Consider the following 20,433-nt stretch of genomic DNA (forward strand, 5'->3'; position numbering starts at 1 on the left):
CCGTTAATGGCATGCAATTCGATGTGATAAGTAAATGAATTGAAGGAGGCGAAAGCCTCCTTTTTTTTACCTTCGAATAAAGCCCATAAGGTTTTATACCTAGCTCAAGACAACCTCTCGACTCCACATTAAAACTTACCCCTTTGGCTCCCCCTCAGCTTCATCCAGACTCTCCGATAACAGATCCTGTTGCTTAGCCAACGCCTGCGCCTCGATCGGCAAGAGACTGATCAACTCGATTCCGCTTGATAGCCGGGTATCTGAAGCGGTAAATATATGCACTTTCGTCCCCTCCAGATAGATAAGCGGCATGGCACTGTCTCCATAGCGGGTGCAAAAATCATTAAAGCTGAAGTTATCGGTGATGTTGGTACTCTTAATCACCGCCCCTTTGGACATTAGACTCGCCAATTTAGCGTAAGAAACGGACTCACCAAATAAACAAAGCCTTTTCATATAGCTTTCGGATAGTTGGTGCCTCGCGCTTGTCTCTTCACTGCTGCTCAAACCATAGACCTTCTCGCTTCCTAATAGATCCTGATAGTGAAAACTCACCAGAGGATTCAGCTGCCGATAGGGAGAGATAACCAATAAGCGCCCTATTCCTGTCATATCGAGAAAATTTGTCGCATGTTCCGAAGCGGGGTTTCCAAAATAGACGGGAATGTTGTCCATACGAGCCAGTCTGATGTTGTTCCAGTTATTATCCGCCAGAATTACGGTAACCTGTTTAGATTTTAGGACTTTTGCCAGCTCCCTGGAGAACTGAGCTGCGCCAAAAATCAATAAGCCTTCGGAAGAGCCGGCATTAACCCCCAGGTATCTGGCCCAGATCCCCGCAGTTAAACTTTGAATGACCACAGTTCCTATGATAATTAAAAATACCAAAGGCACAATTAACCCCGCGCCTTCGACCCCCAACCCTTCGAGTTTTATGGCGAAGAGCGAAGAAACGGCCGCCGCGACGATACCCCGAGGTGCCATCCAACTTAAAAACCACTTATCCTCGCGACTTAAAGACGTGCCTATTCCGCAGCACCAGACACTCAGGGGGCGAGCAATAAACATCACAATGGCCAATAGCCCTACTCCCTCCCATCCCAGACTTAACAGGGCATGAGAGTCCAGGCGAGCAGCCAGCAAAATAAATAACGCAGAGATAAGCAGAACCGTTAGCGTCTCTTTAAACTCGATGATATCGGCAATATCGACTCCTCTCATATTGGCTAAGAAGATGCCCATAACGGTGACACTCAGTAACCCTGACTCCTCCTGCAACAAATTAGAGCCGACGAACACGCCCAACATAATGGTCAATACCGCGGTATTCTTCAGATAGTGGGGTAACAGGTTTTGCCTTAAAATCTGTCCGACAAGGTAACCGGCCGATGCGCCTAAACCTAAGCCGACCCCAAGCATATAACCAAGGGCATAGATCATATGTGTAGTCGGATCGGCGGCCACGGCGATATATTCAAAAACCAATACGGCAAGTAGAGCGCCTATGGGATCGATGATAATCCCCTCCCAACGTAAAATGCTTGCCAGTTGTGACTTAGGCTTAACACTTCGAAGCATTGGCACGATAACCGTCGGACCGGTAACAACCACCAGGGCGCCAAATAACATGGCCATCGTCCAACTAAAGCCTAGAAGAAGATGAGTTGCGCCTCCGATACAAAGCCAGGTGATCAGCGCACCGATTGATACCAAATGCGTGACCATACGGCCATGGTCTTTTATCTCTTTAAAGTTCAGGGTTAATGCACCTTCGAAGAGAATAACGGCTACACCTAAAGAGATAATGGGGAAAAGCAGTTCACCGAAGAGCTCATCGGGATCGAGTACGCCAAGCATGGGTCCCATGATTAAACCACATAACAGGAGAGGCAAAATCGCAGGCAATCGCATTTTCCAGCCTACCCATTGGCAAACTAGAGATAACACACCTACCAGCCCCAGCATGGCTGTGATCTGTTCGACCATAAAAATATTCCTCAAGAAGTGCCATCGATTTCACTCCTACAAACGCAACCTTATCTGTCGAATATCCGCACCACAAACATCTGTAAACTCAACCGAGAATGCCCTACTAAGCAGGCCTATTGACTTAAAAACGATTAATAAGGGATTAGTTTTGATGAATGACATGAGTATGGCTCAAATTTGAGCTATGGATAGAAGAAACAGCCTATGCGCGTGATAATAAAATGATTTATAGTGTTTAATCCTTATTCACTATACGAACAACAATATGAATAGTAGAAATATTTTGTTAATGACGTTCTTTTCAACGTTATTTTTAACGGCATGCGGGCAACAGATATCAAAAACTCCAACTTCTGAAGTCAATCTTGATAATGCTCATCGCCATATAAAAATACTGGCCTCCGATGAATTTGCCGGTCGAGGGCCGCTGTCTGAAGGGGAGAGAGTCACCATTGATTATCTGGCGGAACAATATCGCGCAATGGGATTAGCCGGGGGCAATAAAGGCAGCTTCTTCCAAACCGTGCCCATGGCCAAGCTTACCTCAGACCAGTCGATGCATTTAACCATAGGTGAGCTTGAGTTTCAGGCGGGAAAAGATTTTACTGCCCGCACTCAGCAAATGAATACAGATATCAAACTCAATGATTCACAGGTCGTGTTTGTAGGGTACGGCATCAATGCCCCTGAATATCAGTGGAACGATTATCGCGACATTGACGTAAAAGATAAAACTGTCATTGTTTTAGTCAATGATCCAGGCTTTGCAACACAAGACGATAATCTATTTACCGGCAACGCCATGACCTATTATGGACGTTGGACCTACAAGTATGAGGAAGCGGCCAGACAAGGCGCAAAAGCGGTATTGATTGTCCACGAAACGGCACCTGCCGCCTATCCGTGGAGTGTAGTAGAGAGCTCAAACACAGGCAGTAAATACACCTTAGTCGACGGTGAGAATAACAAGAGCAAGCTACCAATCATGGGCTGGTTACAACATGAAGCCACGAAGCAGGTATTTGCTCAGGCCGGTCTGGACTTTGACTCATTGAAACTCCAAGCTATCACCCGTAACTTTAAGCCTATTGGTCTAAATCAAACCGCCAGTTTAAACATGACTACAGCTATAGAGCACGCCGAATCAAACAATGTTCTTGCGTTAATTAAAGGCAGCAAAAGACCCGATGAAACCATTATCGTCAGTGCCCACTGGGATCATTTTGGTACGCAGCAAACACCTGAGGGTCCCAAGATTTATAATGGCGCCATAGATAATGCCACCGGTGTAGCGGGCACACTGGAAATTGCTCGCATACTGATGGAGCGCCACAAAATTAAGCCGTTTGAACGTTCAATTCTCTTTGCCAATTTTACCGCAGAGGAAACGGGCATGATTGGGTCCGAACTCTTTGCTCGCGGCACCGTTTTACCCACTAAAAGCATCGTAGGCTTACTGAATATCGATGGCATGAACGCCTTAGACGGGGTCGACTATGTATTACAATATGGCAAAAACATGTCAGAACTTGAGGAATATCTGGAAAAGGCTGCGAGTAAACAGCAAAGGCACGTTAAACTCGATCCAAGACCTCAAAACGGACTGTTCTTTCGTTCCGACCACTTCTCATTAGCTAAACAAGGAGTACCTGGTTTACTGTTTATGAGCCTGGGGGATACCGATCCTGACTATATCAGTCACAGATACCATAAAGAGGCCGACGACTATTCACCTTCCTGGTCATTAGGTGGTATGCAACAGGAGATATCTTTAATTGTCGATATAGCGAGTGAGCTGGCGACCAATGATGATTGGCCTAAGTGGAAAGCGGATTCTGACTTTAAGAAGCGCAGAGCCGAAGACAAGATGTAATACCATCAAATAAAAAGCCACTATTCCTCCCTCTTTTGTTCACCCCAATTAAATGGTGAACATTTGAGGGGGACATCTATTCGAATTCATCCGCTAGCTGATATTTTGTTGACTGAGTAAACTAGGTATCGCGGTTAAAAACGCACTGACGGACCCTCTTTCGGACCCGCTGTCATAAATCGCGTAAATATCGGCTGAAATGGTCTCTTTTAACGGAATAAAACATACATTTTTCCATTGATGTTGACGATAACTTTGAGGAACAATAGACACCATAGTGCTCGTCGCCACAACTGCCATTAACGTCGTCGGTTCAATGACCTCCTGAGTCACCTTAGGGTAAAAGCCAGACTCTAAAAGTACCTCAATAATCATATCGGTGGATGCAGAGTTAGTACGCTTCATAAACACAAACTCTTCATTAATAAGCTCATCTAAACTGAGACTTTGCTTCAGTTTCGACGGGTGCTCATCGGACACCAATACACACATGGGTTCGGCGTATAATAGCTTTGCACTGAGTGGATGAATGTTACGGGTATCTGCAAATCGAGCCAAGCCGATATCGATACGATGCTCGATTAACGCTTGTTTCTGCTTCTCTGGCGCCAACTCAATAAAATTAAAGACATATTCCGGATAACTCTTTTTGAACTCTCTCAGAGCCGTCCCGAAACCGGCCCAAAATATCGAGCTCATTAAACCTATGTTGATTGTGTTATCTAGCTCCCGGCCAGCCTTAGTCACCTTATTGATCGAGTCACGAAACATATCAAACAGTAGTGCACACTCCTGCTGCAATAACAGACCAACTTCAGTCAGCTGAACATGGCGGGTCGTACGCTCAAACAAGGTCACATCCAGCACAGACTCTAACTCTTTAATTTGAGCACTCAAGGGCGATTTTGAGATATTAAGCTGTTCTGCAGCTTGCCCAAAATGCATACATTGAGACACCGCATAAAAATAACGAAGCATTTTCAATGTTATACGTCCATTTAGTACATTTTCATTAATATCCATTATCCGGTTCCTGATATTTAGATAGCCACATTGTACTGCAAACCAGGATAATCTGGCGGGATTTAGTGATTAATTGAGAATAAAGCTTGGGGTAAATTAAACCTAAGATAATTAATCAGAAAGGAAGAGACCATGAAGAGCGATCCTGTAGACAATGCGCTAGCCACCATTTCAGCCCTTAAACCAAATTTCAGTCCCAAAGCGGCATTCATCTTAGGCTCCGGCCTGGGGGTCCTTGCAGACGAACTTGAAGATAGAGTCTGTATTGCCTATGAAGAGCTTGATGGCTTCCCAATCGGCACTGTCGAAGGTCACTCTGGCGAGTTAGTCTTGGGGCGAATGAATGGTATCGACGTTGTTTGTATGAAAGGCCGCGGTCATTACTACGAACACCAAAGCATGAAAGTCATGACAAATCCGGTGCGTACGTTTAAACGTTTAGGCTGCGAACTGCTAATCGTTACTAATGCCGCCGGGTCTTTACGCCCCGAGACTATCGACGTCGGCTCCCTCGTCATTTTCAATGACCACATCAATACCATGCCTGGCACCCCCATGACTGGTCGTAATGATGACACCTATGGGCCACGTTTTTTCAGCTTAGCGAATGCTTATGATAAATCCTTACGTATGGAAGCATTAGAGGTGGCAAAAAGAGAGAATATTCATGCCAATGAAGGGGTATTTGTCTCTTACAGTGGTCCGAATTTCGAAACCCCAGCCGAAATACGCATGATGCAGATCATAGGTGGTGACGTTGTCGGAATGTCTGTGGTACCTGAGGTCATATCTGCGGCCCACTGTAACCTTCCCGTGCTAGCTATCTGTGCAATCACTAATATGGCCGAGGGCTTAGGAGATGTCGCCCTGTCTCATGAACAAACACTGAAGTGTGCGAAGTTAGCCCAGGATGACTTTATCAACCTAATCAAGGCATTTATGGCAAATCATTTTTGAGGCTAATACCTCCATGGGCCGCTCCTAAATATCCTATTATTGCGGCATTCAAACATCCATGTTTTCATGGAGTGTATGCCATAGCAATGTATGGAACACTTCTTTTAAACATAGAGAGGCACAACTGAACTACGATGTGCATGGAAGCTTAATGCCATCAAGACAGTCATAAAGACCATAGATGGTCGAGAGTGACCGTTCTAAATTAAATTTTACTGAATTTTAGATACAAAAAAGCCCTTATCTTTCGACAAGGGCTTCATTGTTTGGCGGAGCGGACGGGACTCGAATGTGCCTTCGGCACGTGAGACAGGGTGAATATGGTAAAGCCATAAGCTCATGAACGAGAGTCATGGATGACGAACTGGCACTGTACAGGGATGTACAAGCTATCTATTCAAAAGAAGCTAATATCTCCATGGATGGAGTGTATGCCATAACAATGTATGGAACATTGTTGGCACAACTGAACTACCGCTCTTAAACTGGATGAATATGTTCTGTATTTTTCAGATACAAAAAAGCCCTTGTCTTTCGACAAGGGCTTCGTTGTTTGGCGGAGCGGACGGGACTCGAACCCGCGACCCCCGGCGTGACAGGCCGGTATTCTAACCAACTGAACTACCGCTCCTAAACTTATTGCTTTACAGCTATTTCATCGTTATGTCACTAACAATAAAACTAAATTTAGTAACTTGATTGGCGGAGCGGACGGGACTCGAACCCGCGACCCCCGGCGTGACAGGCCGGTATTCTAACCAACTGAACTACCGCTCCACATCAAGTTGCGGTGAATAATATATAGGTCGGTAGGTCTCGTCAATCAATTTTTTTAAGAGTTAAACTGTTTAGTTAAAAAAGCAGCGATTCAATGGTATTCGCTGCATTTTCAAACTAAACAGCCGTATTTATGAAGGTGGATCTTCCGGCATAGTTAAATCAATTTCATCTAACGCCGGTCCAAGCTCCTTCTGCTTTGCCTTCTCTTCATCTAAACGTAACTGAGTTGCCGCTAACGCCTCTTTCAAGTTGCGACGTTTACGCCAGATAAGTAAACCTAGAATACCGAAGACTAATAACCCACAGTTAACTAATATGATCCAAAAAACAGCATCATCCTTGGCTTTCTTTTCTGCAATAGCCGCTTTCTTCGCCGCGATAGCCGCTAACTCTTCGGCTGTTGGCGGAGGCTCCGGTGGCTCAATCAAGTTGAAGAACCGCTCAGGCATACTGAGTAAGATCTCTCTTCCGCTAAGTGTGGTCGTTGCCGCGACACCTTTAATGCGGTAGCTGCCAAACTCTGCAACTTCTGGCAGTAACAACTCACTTTCTGTTTCTTCAAGACCATTGATAGTAATAGGAAGTTGCAGTCCCGCCGGTCCTACTAATTCAAAATCTAAATGTGTTTCGTCTAACCTCACCGCCTCGTCATTGACCTTAACAAATAACTTCCACCTGTCTTTTAGTGGGTCTTCAGGTTCGATGACATCGACACTTATGGGAATAGGAGACAATACAAACTTATGATGAAAGTCCCTCGAAAAAATATTATTTCTCGCATTTACATGAAGATCATAAGTCCCCCAGGCTTGAGTTAAATTGATTTTCCCGGTAAACAGACCATCATCTGGACGTTCATCTAACCCTTCTCCATTGTCTTTATAGGAGCCTACAATAATATTCCCCGTAGCAAAATTTTCTTCACCGACCTGATGGTCACTGATAAATTTAGTTGTCCACTCGAACAGATAATCTAACCCAGGCATTCTAATGCGCTGTTCATCGCCTAATAGCTGCGCCGTGACTTTTAAGCGCTCCCCTTGGAACAGAGGTTGTGGGAAAGGCTCGACAGAGATGTCTAACTTTGAGATTTTCTTTATTGTGGAGCCTTTAACGACGCGCCCGAGTAACTGCCATGGACCAGGCATAGGCTTCTCGATAGTCACAATGTCACCACTGAGACCATCAACCCATTTAACCTGCTTGGGATGACGACTGGCATACCATTTACTACCATCGGGTAAAACGATAACAACGGGGCCGCTGCCGTACTTACGTTGAATAACTAACGTCAGGCTATCGACCATATGATCGATTCGAAAACGATTTTTGAGCTCATGAGCTTTCTCTGACGGCACAACAGCGGCTACGGCCATGGTGCTCAAGCCAATACTCAGCGCTATAAGTGAGCTAACAAGTTTATTCTTAATCTTCATTAAAGTCATAAAGTGACGCTATCCTCGCCAAATACATTGTCCTGATTTTGCAACTAAATCTAATCTTTCTTCATGCTTAGTTAGTTCATCGGCCGTTGCTCTGATCACTTTAAGATTTGCTCTATTACTGTTTAAACGAATGATACCTCCCTCCCCTTCTCCAGCCTTATCACCGGAAAGGTTGAACTTAGTCTGACCACCCGTCATCATGAGGTAGACGTCGGCTAAGATCTCCGCATCGAGTAAAGCGCCGTGGAGTTCTCGACGAGAGTTATCTATCCCGTATCGCTTACACAAGGCATCCAGGTTATTTTTCTGCCCCGGGTGCAAAAACTTCGCAATATCAAGAGTATCCAGAATCTGACAGATATCTGCCGTTTTCGGACCTCGCGGCTGCAATAAAGAAAACTCATGATCCATAAAGCTAACGTCGAAGCTCGCGTTATGAGCCACCACTTCGGCACCATCAATAAAGTCGATAAAACTTTGTGAAATCTGGGCAAATTTGGGTTTATTAGCGACATAGTCATTGGTAATACCGTGAACTTGAATCGCTTCCTCATCGATGATCTGTTGAGGATTGATGAATTCATGATAATGGCGTCCGGTTAGACGACGATTAATCACCTCAACACAACCAATTTCGATGATACGGTGTCCAAGGTAGATGGCGCCGGCTCCTTGGTTCATACCTGTGGTTTCTGTATCCAGAATAACCTGACGTTTTGCACTTGAAACGATATTCATAAGATTAATAGCACTTATTAAGTTTTTGGGTATACTCGCCCAACGATTTGACTATGGTAGCAACTTGATGATGGGTATGAAACAGCTCTCTATATTTACTGATGGCTCTTGCTTAGGTAATCCCGGTCCCGGAGGGTATGGTGTGGTGATGAAATACAAGCAGCACACCAAAGAGATCGCTGACGGTTTCCTGTTAACCACCAATAATCGCATGGAATTATTGGCGCCTATAATTGCATTAGAAGCACTAAAAGTACCCTGTAAAATCGTGCTGACCAGTGACAGCCAATATATGCGACAAGGGATCACTCAGTGGATCCATGGCTGGAAGAAAAAGGGCTGGATCACCTCGAGTAAACAGCCGGTCAAAAATGTCGACCTGTGGAAGCGATTAGATCAGGCGAGTAAAGGTCATGATATTGACTGGCGCTGGGTTAAGGGTCATGCCGGACATGTCGAAAATGAACGCTGCGACACTTTGGCCAGAGACGCCGCAGAAGCAAAACCTAAACAAGAAGATATCGGCTATCAAGCATAATATCTATGGATATTAAGAAGCCACATTAATAAAGCCCTTACAAAAGTCGATGAAAGCATCACACAAAGGGGTCGATTTTCGACTCTTGTGATGAATCCGATAAAAGTGACGCTCCAGCTCCAGCCCTTCAACTTCAATAATCGCCAACTCTTTTCGGCTTACCTCTTTCTCGAGCGTAAGCTCTGACAGTACGGCTAAGCCTGCGCCCTGTTTTACCGCTTGCTTGATGGCATCTGGCGTTGAGAAGTTAAACCTTTCGATGGGCTGCATATCCAACGCTTGAGCGGAGCTGATAAAATAATCTCGAGTACCGGAGCCCTCCTCTCTCATCACCCAAGGCTGCCCTTTCAAAGCCTGCGGGGCTACCCGTTGACCAGCCAAAGGGTGTGCCGGGTGACAAAATACCAATAGTTTATCCTTGTGCCAGGCCTCGACTCTTATTCGACTATCCAGACATTGGCCCTCAATAAATCCAACTTCACTGCGAAATTCGAGCACAGACTTAATCACGGCAAGCGTATTAGTAATATCGAGATCCACAAGCGCGCTGGTATGTTGCTGGCAAAATGCAACCGAACTTTTTGCCATCAAATAATTACCAATGGTAGAACTGGCACTGACGTTTAATGTGCCACTGAGTTCCGCTTCGGGAGAAGAAAAAAGATGCTCAATTTGATCGAACTTTTGTAGTGCTTCCGTCGCTAAAGGCAGTAATAAACTGCCCTGAGAGTTGAGTCTCAACCGGTTACCCACTCTCTCAAATAGCCTCGCATCCAATTGACTCTCGAGTTCCGACAGTGCCATCGAGGTTGCCGGAGCCGATAAGTTAACCATTTCAGCCGCACGGGCAACTTGTCCACTTCGCGCTACCGCTTCAAAAATTGTTAGCTGTTTTAATGTTATTCGCATCTGCTTCTATTCTACAATTTACTTGATAGTGATTTTATACCAACCGGCATTAACTGTTTGGTATACACGAAAAATATGTGAATGCTCATTACATTCAAGCTAACTCTGTTGCTTCGAATGATGTCCAGCTCGCCCGGCACTTGGCGCCGTACTCCACTTGGGTTGCCTGATTTTTCGCTTCTCATGAATAGGCGTCAAGGGAGACTCAAGTTTTCTGGCAACGATAAGATATAAACTGCCGGAACCTGGCAACCATGCCTCTAAAGCATGTTGCCATATACTATCCTGATTAATATCACTTAACATATGGTGATATAACAAACGCTCATCACCAACGACCCGGTACCCTAACAATCCAAGCCAGTCTTTTACCCTCGAAGGCATAAAAAAGCGGCCACACCAAGGAAACGCCTCTTGCTGTTTCGGCAATATCTTACCAATAAAAGCGGGACTTAGCGGGTTGAAACCTATGATAAAGAGGTACCCCCCCGATATCAAAACCCGGTCAGTTTCGCGCAGTAATTTATAAGGATCGGGCTCAAACTCGAGCAGCATATTCATAACCACCGCATCGATCACCCCGTTTTGTATCGGTAATGCGCTAAAATCGGCTCGAAGTGCTGCACCTTCACCATCAAAAAGAGAAAAGCGTCTGCCAATGGGTAACCCTGGCATATCGAGCTCTGCACTCAAGGCACCCAGACTCAACATATGATAACCAAAGACCTTAGGCCACCAGGGAGCCAGCTCTTTTTCAATATGTAGCTTAATGGTTTCGCCGTCAGGCAATTGGGACCATTGCTCGGGTAGCTGTGGCCTGGGATTAACTGACAATGTTAACTCCTGTGGATCACTCAAATCGCAACTTGAAGAGATGATCTTGTAAAATACTGATATATATATTTATGATAAAACTATTAAAGCGTTAAAGCGCTATACAAGCAATAGCATTGCTAAGTAAACTGACCACAGTACAATTATTTGTTTGAATCGGGATCTCAGTATGCAAGACGCGCAATCGCCAGTATCACAATCCAGCTCTGATAGCTTAACCATTACGCCAATATCCGCGTTTGATGATAATTATATCTGGGTCATCTCCCAAGCAGCACACTCTTTTGTTTATGTCGTCGACCCGGGTGATGCTGAGGCGGTAATAGGTCATCTGGAAGAGCACAAACAAATCTTGGCCGGTGTATTAATTACTCACCATCATGAGGACCATACCGGAGGTCTTGAAAGACTCATCGAGTACGCAGATCATGAATTAGAAATTTTTGGCCCGGCAAATGAAAATATCGCCCATATAAAGACGCCGATATCGACCCAAACAGAGGTCAGCCTGTCAAAAATAACCTCGAAGGCAAAGATTATCTCTGTCCCGGGGCACACCTTAGGCCATATTGCCTATCTGATAGAAAGCCACCTATTTTGCGGTGACACGCTCTTCAGCGGAGGCTGCGGTCGAATATTTGAAGGAACAGCTGAGCAGATGAATCGCTCACTGCAAACATTAGCCAAACTGTCCTCCAATACTCAGGTCTATTGCGCTCATGAATACACACTTTCAAACCTTAAATTTGCCCTCGAAGTCGACTCAGAAAATAAAGCATTGGCAGCCCACAATGCTGACTGTCTTGCACAGCGTAAGCTTGGAAAACCGACCCTTCCATCAAGCATAGGGCAAGAGCTTAGTATCAATCCCTTCCTGCGCTGTCATACGCAGGCGATCCAGCGCTCAATTTCCAGCCATTTCGAGGTTAAACACTCAGATAATGTCACCGTTTTCGGGCTTCTCAGACAATGGAAGGACAACTTCTAAAAAATAAATTAGAATGATGCGCTAAATAAGTCCCCGTTTTATCATGTTTTCAAAAAAACAGAGGGACAAAATTAAGGAATGTTTTTTTAATGCGCATACAAACTATTGTAATTGCAGGGAGTCTCTCCCTGCTTTCGGCTTGTCAGTCTCTTGACGTCCCGGCTCCTGAAGCCACTCAAAACCAAAACACCACTCCGACCGCACCTGCTGTCACGAGCGTGGACTCTGAATCCCCGGCAAAAGTTGAAGTTGTCGAGGTCACAGATGTCTGGGAACGAATTCGTCTTGGATTAGCGCTACCCGTTCCCGAACACAAATTAGTAAAGCAATACCGGGAATGGTATATCAAGCACCCTCAACATCTTGCCAGAGTGTCTGAGCGGGCCACACCATTTCTATACCTGATTGTCGATGAGATAGAAAAACGCGATCTCCCCATCGAGCTGGCTCTGCTCCCCATAGTAGAAAGTGCATTCGACCCTTTTGCCTATTCCCACGGCGCAGCCTCGGGTTTGTGGCAATTTACCTCCCCGATGGCGAAGCATTTTGGTCTGCAGATGAACTGGTGGTATGACGGACGTCGGGATGTTCCGGCCGCTACAGTGGCAGCATTAGATATGCTCGAATATCTGTATAAGAAAACCCATGGAAACTGGCTCTACGCCATTGCAGCCTACAACACCGGCGAAGGTCGTGTCAGAAACGCGGTTAAAAGAAACAAGAAAAATGGCAAGCCGACCGACTTTTGGTCACTGGATCTGCCAACGGAAACAGAGCGATACGTTCCACAGCTTCTTGCCTTAGCCGATGTAATTAAAAACGCCGAGAAATATGGCATTAAGCTAAGTCCGATTGATAATGAACCTATTATTGAAGTGGTCAATGTAAAGGGCCAGATAGATTTAGCCCTGGCTGCCGGCTTTGCCAATATGACGACCTCAGAATTACATAAGCTCAACCCCGGATACAACCGCTGGTCTACGGCGCCGGAAGGGCCACATAATTTGGTTCTACCGGTTGACAGAGTATTAGGATTCAACCTTGCTTTGGCCGATACAGACGCCAAAGAGAGACTAAACTGGGAACGTTATCAGATAAAATCCGGAGATAGCCTGGGGCTTATCGCTAAACGATATCGAACTACCCCCTCAGCACTGCGCGCCGTTAACGATATCAAGGGAAATACCATTATCGCCGGCAAGCACCTGTTGATCCCCGTGGCAGCCAAGAACCCTGAGCAATATGCCCTATCTTTAGGGCAGAGACAGATCTCAAAGCAAAATGTTAAACGTGGCAGCCAAAAGATCACCTATCAGGTCCGCTCCGGTGACTCCCTGTGGAAAATAGCCAAAGCCCATAAGGTTAAGGTATCTCAACTCGCCAGCTGGAACAGCATGGCGCCTAAAGATCAACTAAAAATAGGGAAGAAGCTGGCAATCTGGACGGGAAGCAGTAAGCAGAGTTCATCTTCTATTACACGTAAGGTCAATTACACCGTACGTTCCGGGGATTCCCTCGCTCGTATTGCTTCAAAATTTAAAGTCAGAATCAACGATCTCGTGCGTTGGAACTCACTCGAAAAGAGCAAGTATATTCAACCGGGACAAAAGTTGAAGTTGTATGTTGACGTCACCAACGTCCGGGCCTAAATCTTCATAAGCATGACCCTGTTTCAACTCTACAGGGTATCAGCACCTCTATGACTGCAGCGCAAGCCGTTGCAGTCATATCCCCTTCCTACCAGATTGCCCCCTTCATTGCGACCTCCATCACAAGATTAAAAAACATCTGAAATGTATCTTATAAGTTGCTGATAATCACAGTTTTAGCAAGTTAAATGTCCAATAATCCTCACCAATAAAAACTCGAATCAACATAGATACCGATATTATGGACAATCAGAATCAACCACAAGCAAACGAAGTCACCTACCCGGACAGTTACAAAATTCTATCGACAACGGATCTTAAGAGTCACATCACTCACGTAAACAGTGACTTCATGCAGACATGTGGTTATGAAAAGTCTGAGCTGATCGGTAAACCTCACAACATCATCAGACACCCTGATATGCCCAAGGCAGCATTTAAAGATCTTTGGCAAACCGTTCAGGGTGGCAGCTCCTGGATGGGGCTGGTCAAGAATCGCTGTAAAGATGGCCGGTATTATTGGGTCAATGCTTTCGTCACGCCCATCAGACATCAGGGAAAAATAACCGAATACCAATCTGTCAGAACCAAGCCTGAGCCATTATTAAAAGCCAGGGCTCAAACCTGTTACGACGCCATCAATGCAGGTAAAACAATTAAACCCAAGAATCGTCTATCCATCGTTCCAACCTTAGGTCTAAGTTGGGCGATCTCATGTTTGATGCTCTATCTGGCCACTATTTCTTCGTCTATCCCAGTTGCCTTGGGGTTAGGTGCTATTGGCCTGTTCAGCTTTTTACTGCCATTGAGTCGATTAAACAAACGACTTAATCATCTGATGACCATGAGTAGAAAGGTTCATGATAGCGCGCTGAACCAAGTTATCTACACAGGCTACCAAGATGAGTTATCCCATCTTGAATTGAGTCTAAGGATGCAAAAAGCGGAGTGTCTTGCAATTCTTGGCCGCGTCAAAGACAGCGGTGAAGGGCTTCAGGAGAGCATGGAGGAGCAGGATCAACAGACTCAATCCAATCAAACTCAGTTAGTTGAACAATCATCGAATCTTGAGCAGGTCGTCGTGGCCATAGGTCAGATGAATGAAGCGGTTAACGACATCGCACAAAGTACGACCAGCTCGGCCGATGAGATATCTACCCTGGTAGAAAAGATCCAAATGACGCAATCGGCACTGGAGACAAGCCAAAAAACCACCTCTGAGATCACCGGTCTGTTAACTGAGTCCCAACAGTCAATTTCGGATCTCGAATTACAGTGCGTGAAAGTTAAGTCTGTATTGGAGGTCATAGATAGCCTGGCCCAACAGACAAACCTTCTGGCACTCAATGCGGCAATCGAAGCTGCACGCGCCGGTGAAGCCGGACGTGGTTTTGCTGTGGTTGCCGATGAGGTTCGTAGTCTGGCCAATCACTCACAAACATCGGCACAAGAGATCCAGTCCATCATAGATACATTAAGCCAAACCACGGCTCACGCTGTCAGCCAGATGCAACAGAGCCACCAGTTGACATCAAAAAGTGTTGAATCGGATCAAATGTTATCTGACAGTCTTCAATCTGTCAGTGAGGCACTCCACCAGATGGAAGCCAACGGTGAGCAGATTGCCGTTGCCGCAGAAGAGCAGTCCACCGTAATTAATCAAGTCTATGCCAGTGCGATGGATCTTGAGTCCGGCACCAACAAATTCAGACAAAATTGTGAACATGCAGCCAGCTGCAGCCAAGAGGTCACAGCGCAAAGCAGCAGGCAATTAGAGTTGGTAAAACAGTTTGATAGCTACAAACGCGACTAACTGAAGTGAGTTAATTGGTGACAAAAAAAGCCAGTGTCCACAAAGACACTGGCTTTTCACTTTAGACACAGCTAATTGATATAGGGGTCGAGTGACACGGTGACATCAGTCATCGCGACTCGGTTGGACTCAGTTGCATGACCCACATACTTTGCCACCAGCGAATAACCTCGGCCCTTGAGATTATTAAGCACACTTTCAGGGACAGTAAAGTTTACTTTAATCATTTGACCCGATGCTATCGAGGTGTCTCTCAGTGCTTGAGTAAACATCATATCGTCTGACCAAGCCCAGACTTTTTCACCTTGTGGATCCAATATTTGTAAGTCGGCAGTCATTCCCGAGCGATATTGAATGAGCACGCCATAGGCTTGATTGTTGGTGATCGACAACAAGACACTCAAACCATCATCTGGCGTAACTTGCAGCTCACCCGTTAACAAGCCTGTTTGTACCGCATCTTTTGGCTCAATCTGCTTTGGGATCAATTTGTCATCTCGCAACTCCAGATTTGACGGTACCTCTACCGCACTTGCATTCACTTTCTCGGCTACAGCTTTCTCTGCGATGGCTTTCTCGGCGACAGCGTCCTTATTCGCCCCCTGAGAGCAGGCCGTTAACATGATCCCCCCAAGAGATAAGAGCAATAACTTGTTCATTAAAATCCACCCAGTTTCTTTAAGAGACTATCTTTTAATTTATCTTGCACTTTCTCGGCTTCCTGTTTCAACTTAGCATCAAACAGGGCTGCGGTATCGAGAGCGAACTTTGGCTCAGAGAATGTGCCTGATATAGCAAAGGGAATTTCGACGCCATGTAATGCCTCCCGCTCTCCTCCGCCTTGTCCCTCGAGGGAGCCTACGACAGAGGTCGTTAGAGAGTAATCTAATGCCTCTGTGACAATATTGGCGGTTCCGGCACCAGACAGTCGAATTAATGGGGAGGCCATGAGTAGATCGGGGTTAGAAGCAACACCATTAACAAGCGAAAATGAACCCGTTAAACTGGTAAAATCGGTTTTTTTCTCAACGCTATCTGTTGAGGACAGATCGCCACTCAACTTGGCTTGCGCATCCCTCAACATCTGAGGAATATTGACACCATATAAGGCACCATCTGAAACTTCAAATTGACCTTTTGCGGCAAGATTTTTCTTCATCTTAGCCGTTATTAAGCTTCTCCCATTCCCTTTCACTGTAAAGTTTGCACTGCCGGCTAATAGATCGACATCTGCAGCATCTTTCAACAGTTCACGGATCTGAACCTTTTCTACCGATTTCTCAAAACTGTAACTCGGTACAGATTGTCTAGCGTCGACTTGCGCGGTGACAGACAGCTTACCTTTGTACAGGTTAGCGTTAAGTTTACTCAGATTTAATACGCCATCTTTTAGTGCAAGCTTCATTACCCACTTGCTGGTGAGCATATTGGCGACCTTTATCGACTCAGCGGTCACATTCAGCTTGAAGTTAACTAACTTCATCGCCGACAGATCCGGTTCTTGAGTCGATGTAGCTTGCTTCTCTTTCGCGTCTGACTGACTCGGTGCATCGCTCGGGGGCATAAATTTATCTAAATCAATCTCACCGAAGCTCAATTGGCCGTCAATATTGGGCACCTTACCACCGTAGGCAACGCTAACCTCGCCTTTCGCCTCTATTTGATCGGCGATGAACTCCTCTAAAGAGAGTTTTAATCGTTTTTTATCTAACGCTATCGATACCTGAGTCAGTAGACTGATATCTAGCTTTTTATTCGGTATGCCTTCTCCTGCAACAGAGTTGCTGATCTTGAGATCTTTTAATTCAATCGCCTGCATGGAAGTGTCTACCTTAATCAGGCCTTCACCATGGCTTGATAGGGTCATATCCGGAAGCTCGGCATTAAACTGATATTCCAGTGGCGCGAACTCCCCTAATGCAAATTGACCTAGCGTTAACTTTTCCAGATTGAAGAGTTGCTCTGTCCCTGTCTTTTCATCCAGCATACGGATTTGGGTATTGGTGATGGCAACACCACCGATATTCAAGCCAGCCAAACCTTTACCGGATTGAGCGCTCGATTCAGCAGCGGGTTTATCTGCACTCTTGCTCCCCTCAAGACCATCGAAGCTGGTTTGGCCATCTATACGCGTTTCAAGATTCACCGTCAGTCCATCGACATTCAGCTGAGCAATTTCAACTTGCTTGCTGAACAAAGGCATCAGAGCGACCTCAGCAACGATTTCATTCACTTCCAACATGGAGCTGGTATCGAAGCCCGATGGGTTTGATAGAGAAACCTTAGAGAGTTTTATGCCAATCGATGGAAAGAATGTCCATGACAACTTATCTGCGACCACAAGGTTGCGCCCCGTGTTCTCTTTTACGGCATCAACGAGCTGAGGTTTAAAATCATTGGGATCAAACACCAGCGTCAAGTAGGCCGCCAATGAAATGATGAGAATAAAAAATACAACAAAAAGCCATTTCAATATTTTCATAACAGGTTCCATCTGAATTTTGCGAATAAATTTACAACAAGAAAGAGAGATCTAACGCCTTAGGTGCGATTGCGATACCATTTTCGTCCGAATATAGCATCATGCCCGGCTCAATGATAACGCTGTCCATCTCGAGTGAAATATTGACCTCTCCTCGATCGAGTTTAACCGTCTTAATCGGGTTGACACCAAGAGCCTTAATGCCAAGGTCCATCTTCTTAAGTGCCCCCGCATCCCTGACACAACCATTGATGACAACGCCTTCCCAGCCATTATCTACAGCACTTAAGGCGATTAAATCCCCCAGGAGCGCCCAGTCCATGGAGGCATCACCATCGACAACGAGCACTTTCCCCTTCCCCTCTGTTGCCAGTATCTGTTTCACTTTGGAATTATCTTCAAAGCACTTAATCGTGACGACCTCGCCCCAGAATATGTCTCTCTTTCCATACTGTTTAAATTTAGCGGATAAAAGCGAAAGTTCACCATCAAAGTGATCAAATAAATCGGGTAACAGGTCATTCATAGGGAGCTCCGGAGGATAATGAAAGTTCAGATTACCCGCTACATAATCGTCGAACAAGATGAACCTATTATTTTTACAGGTTTTTCTTCGGATTCGATTAACAGGAAAGCTCAATTTATGGTCAAAAGTCTGTTACGGTTCTGGTTTCGGCCTGATACAAAAAGCCAGGCTATAAGCCTGGCTCTCGTCACTCACGATATTGTTGAATCTTTACATGGCTAAATCTTAAAACTTGATACTAAACTGTTCAGCTCTGTTGAACCGTCCTGTATCTGTTGACTCGAATTGCCGATCTGGACACTCTTCTCTTGATTCTCTAACGAGATATCATTAATTCGAGTCACATTCATATTTAACTCTGCAATAACGGCGCTCTGCTCCTCTGTCGCGGCGGCAATTTGAATATTCATGTCTGAAATCTGACGAATAGATGACTTAATGGTCTCCAGTGCATCCACCACTTGCCCCGTTTCCTGAACCGTCTCACTGGATCGGAGCTTAGCCTTCTCAACAGACTGGTTGACACTCACGATCGAATGTTTGATAGCATCGATAATGCCATTAATTTCTTGCGTAGACTCCTGTGTACGACTTGCCAATGTCCTCACCTCATCGGCAACCACGGCAAAACCACGGCCCGCTTCACCAGCTCGCGCGGCTTCGATGGCAGCATTCAGTGCAAGCAAGTTAGTTTGCTCAGCAATACCCACGATAACATCTAGAATTTGGCCTATTTTTCCTGAGCTCACTTGCAGGCCTTGTGCAACTTCCGATGTGGTTTCCAGCTCAATCGAAAGCTCATTAATCTTGTCCATCGCACTACCCACTACACTCGTCGTCCTATCCGCTTCTGAATCTGCACTTCCGGCACTGTCTGCGGCAAGCTGTGCATTAGAGGCAACTTCTGATGCCGCCATGGACATCTCATTAATCGCGGTTGCGACACTTTCCGTCTCAGACTGCATATTATTGGTGACTTCATTTGCTTCCAAAGAGATGGCAGCCAGACCGGTGGCCAGCTCCTGGCTATGGGAAACTGAAGCCAATACCGACTGCACAACGGCCTGAATTTTTACGATAAAAATATTGAAATTACTGGCTACCTCTTTGAGCTCATCACTGCCGGACTCTTCCAATCGCAGGGTCAGATCCCCTTCACCTTTAGCAATATTCTCAAATGCTGAAATTGTCTGCTGCATGGGTCTCGATATGCTTTGAATTATGATAAACAGAATAAAGATAACGGGTAACCAAACCAGCCCCCCGACAAACAGATACTGCCAGGCAAAAGCCGCTTCTTGTGTTTTAATATCATCCACGTACATCCCCGTACCGACAATCCATCCCCAAGGTTTAAAGCGCTTTACCACACTCATCTTAGGACTCGGGTCTGTGGCATTAGGTCGATTCCACATATATTCGATAAGCGCATACTCTTTACGCTCTGTCCCTGACACCATTAATTCAAACAACTTGACCCCGTTAGGGTCTTTTATCCCCAATACATTGGTACCAATCAGCTTTTTAGCAAACGCATGCTGAATCATCACACCATTGGTATCTATGGTCCAATAATACTCCTTACCCGCATATCTCAATTCATCCAGAGCTAAAATGGCACTTTGCTTAGCCTCCTCTTCTGTTATTTCGCCAGCTTGAGCACTTTGGTAATAACGAAATATCACTTTTTCACCGACATCGGCCAATGAGGACAACTTAGCCTCTTTCTCAGCCACTAACAGGTTTTCAATACTTATAAGGGCAAAGAGAAACATAAAAACGGTCGCAACGATCGATAACCCCAACATGACAAAGAGGCGAGTTGAAATTTTTACCTTTCGAAACAAACGATTAATACTGTCCATTGTCATTCCCTAAGCATTGATGAA

16 protein-coding genes and 2 tRNA genes are annotated in these 20,433 nt (G+C 45.4%); 6 read left to right on the forward strand and 12 right to left on the reverse strand.

From position 1 onward, the window contains the following. Positions 1-135 precede the first annotated feature (135 nt). Positions 136-1,986, reverse strand: a complete 1,851-nt coding sequence (locus EKG38_RS15345; protein ID WP_126521113.1) for a cation:proton antiporter — start codon at positions 1,984-1,986, stop codon at positions 136-138. A gap of 292 nt (positions 1,987-2,278) precedes the next feature. Between EKG38_RS15345 and EKG38_RS15350 the strand changes: the two genes are divergently transcribed. Continuing rightward, positions 2,279-3,862, forward strand: a complete 1,584-nt coding sequence (locus tag EKG38_RS15350; RefSeq protein WP_246033186.1) for a M28 family metallopeptidase — start codon at positions 2,279-2,281, stop codon at positions 3,860-3,862. Between the two features lie 93 nt (positions 3,863-3,955). Here the strand turns inward: EKG38_RS15350 and EKG38_RS15355 are convergent, their stop codons facing one another. Then, a complete protein-coding gene (locus tag EKG38_RS15355) occupies positions 3,956-4,885 on the reverse strand; it encodes a LysR family transcriptional regulator (protein WP_126521115.1) in 930 nt (309 codons plus the stop codon). 132 nt (positions 4,886-5,017) lie between these two features. Between EKG38_RS15355 and xapA the strand changes: the two genes are divergently transcribed. Further along, positions 5,018-5,842 (forward strand): xanthosine phosphorylase, encoded by an 825-nt coding sequence (xapA, locus tag EKG38_RS15360; RefSeq protein WP_126521116.1) that lies wholly within the window; start codon positions 5,018-5,020, stop codon positions 5,840-5,842. Positions 5,843-6,396: 554 nt separating this feature from the next. Here the strand turns inward: xapA and EKG38_RS15365 are convergent. From EKG38_RS15365 to dnaQ, 4 genes are all read right to left on the reverse strand, one after another. Continuing rightward, positions 6,397-6,473: transfer RNA gene (locus EKG38_RS15365), tRNA-Asp, on the reverse strand. Between the two features lie 69 nt (positions 6,474-6,542). Next, positions 6,543-6,619, reverse strand: a tRNA-Asp gene (locus EKG38_RS15370). A 131-nt stretch (positions 6,620-6,750) separates the two neighbouring features. Continuing rightward, positions 6,751-7,998: a TIGR03503 family protein gene (locus EKG38_RS15375; protein ID WP_246033187.1), complete on the reverse strand. Its 1,248-nt coding sequence runs from the start codon at positions 7,996-7,998 to the stop codon at positions 6,751-6,753. A 78-nt stretch (positions 7,999-8,076) separates the two neighbouring features. Next, entirely contained in the window at positions 8,077-8,805 is a 729-nt protein-coding gene (gene dnaQ, locus EKG38_RS15380) for a DNA polymerase III subunit epsilon (RefSeq protein WP_126521118.1), read from the reverse strand. A gap of 67 nt (positions 8,806-8,872) precedes the next feature. Here dnaQ and rnhA point away from each other — a divergent pair, with 67 nt between their 5' ends. Further along, a complete protein-coding gene (rnhA, locus tag EKG38_RS15385) occupies positions 8,873-9,343 on the forward strand; it encodes a ribonuclease HI (RefSeq protein WP_126521119.1) in 471 nt (156 codons plus the stop codon). A 12-nt stretch (positions 9,344-9,355) separates the two neighbouring features. On the opposite strand, the gene EKG38_RS15390 is transcribed toward rnhA, so the two are convergent. Further along, positions 9,356-10,252 (reverse strand): LysR substrate-binding domain-containing protein, encoded by an 897-nt coding sequence (locus EKG38_RS15390; RefSeq protein ID WP_126521120.1) that lies wholly within the window; start codon positions 10,250-10,252, stop codon positions 9,356-9,358. Between the two features lie 99 nt (positions 10,253-10,351). After that, positions 10,352-11,086, reverse strand: a complete 735-nt coding sequence (locus EKG38_RS15395; protein WP_126521121.1) for a class I SAM-dependent methyltransferase — start codon at positions 11,084-11,086, stop codon at positions 10,352-10,354. 169 nt (positions 11,087-11,255) lie between these two features. Here EKG38_RS15395 and gloB point away from each other — a divergent pair, with 169 nt between their 5' ends. From gloB to EKG38_RS15410, 3 genes are all read left to right on the forward strand, one after another. After that, complete coding sequence (gloB, locus tag EKG38_RS15400; RefSeq protein ID WP_126521122.1) at positions 11,256-12,074, forward strand: hydroxyacylglutathione hydrolase; 819 nt, start codon at positions 11,256-11,258, stop codon at positions 12,072-12,074. 89 nt (positions 12,075-12,163) lie between these two features. Beyond that, positions 12,164-13,723 carry a LysM peptidoglycan-binding domain-containing protein gene (locus EKG38_RS15405; RefSeq protein WP_126521123.1) on the forward strand — a complete coding sequence of 520 codons (1,560 nt, stop codon included), beginning with the start codon at positions 12,164-12,166 and terminating at the stop codon, positions 13,721-13,723. A gap of 241 nt (positions 13,724-13,964) precedes the next feature. After that, positions 13,965-15,536 (forward strand): methyl-accepting chemotaxis protein, encoded by a 1,572-nt coding sequence (locus EKG38_RS15410; protein ID WP_126521124.1) that lies wholly within the window; start codon positions 13,965-13,967, stop codon positions 15,534-15,536. 71 nt (positions 15,537-15,607) lie between these two features. On the opposite strand, the gene EKG38_RS15415 is transcribed toward EKG38_RS15410, so the two are convergent. The 4 genes from EKG38_RS15415 to EKG38_RS15430 all read right to left on the reverse strand — a co-directional run bounded on the left by EKG38_RS15415 (position 15,608) and on the right by EKG38_RS15430 (position 20,409). Beyond that, positions 15,608-16,195, reverse strand: a complete 588-nt coding sequence (locus tag EKG38_RS15415) for a BsuPI-related putative proteinase inhibitor (protein ID WP_126521125.1) — start codon at positions 16,193-16,195, stop codon at positions 15,608-15,610. Beyond that, positions 16,195-18,018: an AsmA family protein gene (locus tag EKG38_RS15420; protein ID WP_126521126.1), complete on the reverse strand. Its 1,824-nt coding sequence runs from the start codon at positions 18,016-18,018 to the stop codon at positions 16,195-16,197. The genes EKG38_RS15415 and EKG38_RS15420 overlap by 1 nt, the downstream gene beginning before the upstream one ends. 31 nt (positions 18,019-18,049) lie before the next feature. Beyond that, positions 18,050-18,544 carry a putative 4-hydroxy-4-methyl-2-oxoglutarate aldolase gene (locus EKG38_RS15425; RefSeq protein WP_126521127.1) on the reverse strand — a complete coding sequence of 165 codons (495 nt, stop codon included), beginning with the start codon at positions 18,542-18,544 and terminating at the stop codon, positions 18,050-18,052. Positions 18,545-18,762: 218 nt separating this feature from the next. Further along, positions 18,763-20,409 carry a methyl-accepting chemotaxis protein gene (locus EKG38_RS15430; RefSeq protein ID WP_126521128.1) on the reverse strand — a complete coding sequence of 549 codons (1,647 nt, stop codon included), beginning with the start codon at positions 20,407-20,409 and terminating at the stop codon, positions 18,763-18,765. Positions 20,410-20,433: the final 24 nt, after the last annotated feature.

The sequence above is a fragment of the Shewanella canadensis genome, assembly GCF_003966225.1.
In the GTDB taxonomy this organism is placed as follows: domain Bacteria; phylum Pseudomonadota; class Gammaproteobacteria; order Enterobacterales; family Shewanellaceae; genus Shewanella; species Shewanella canadensis.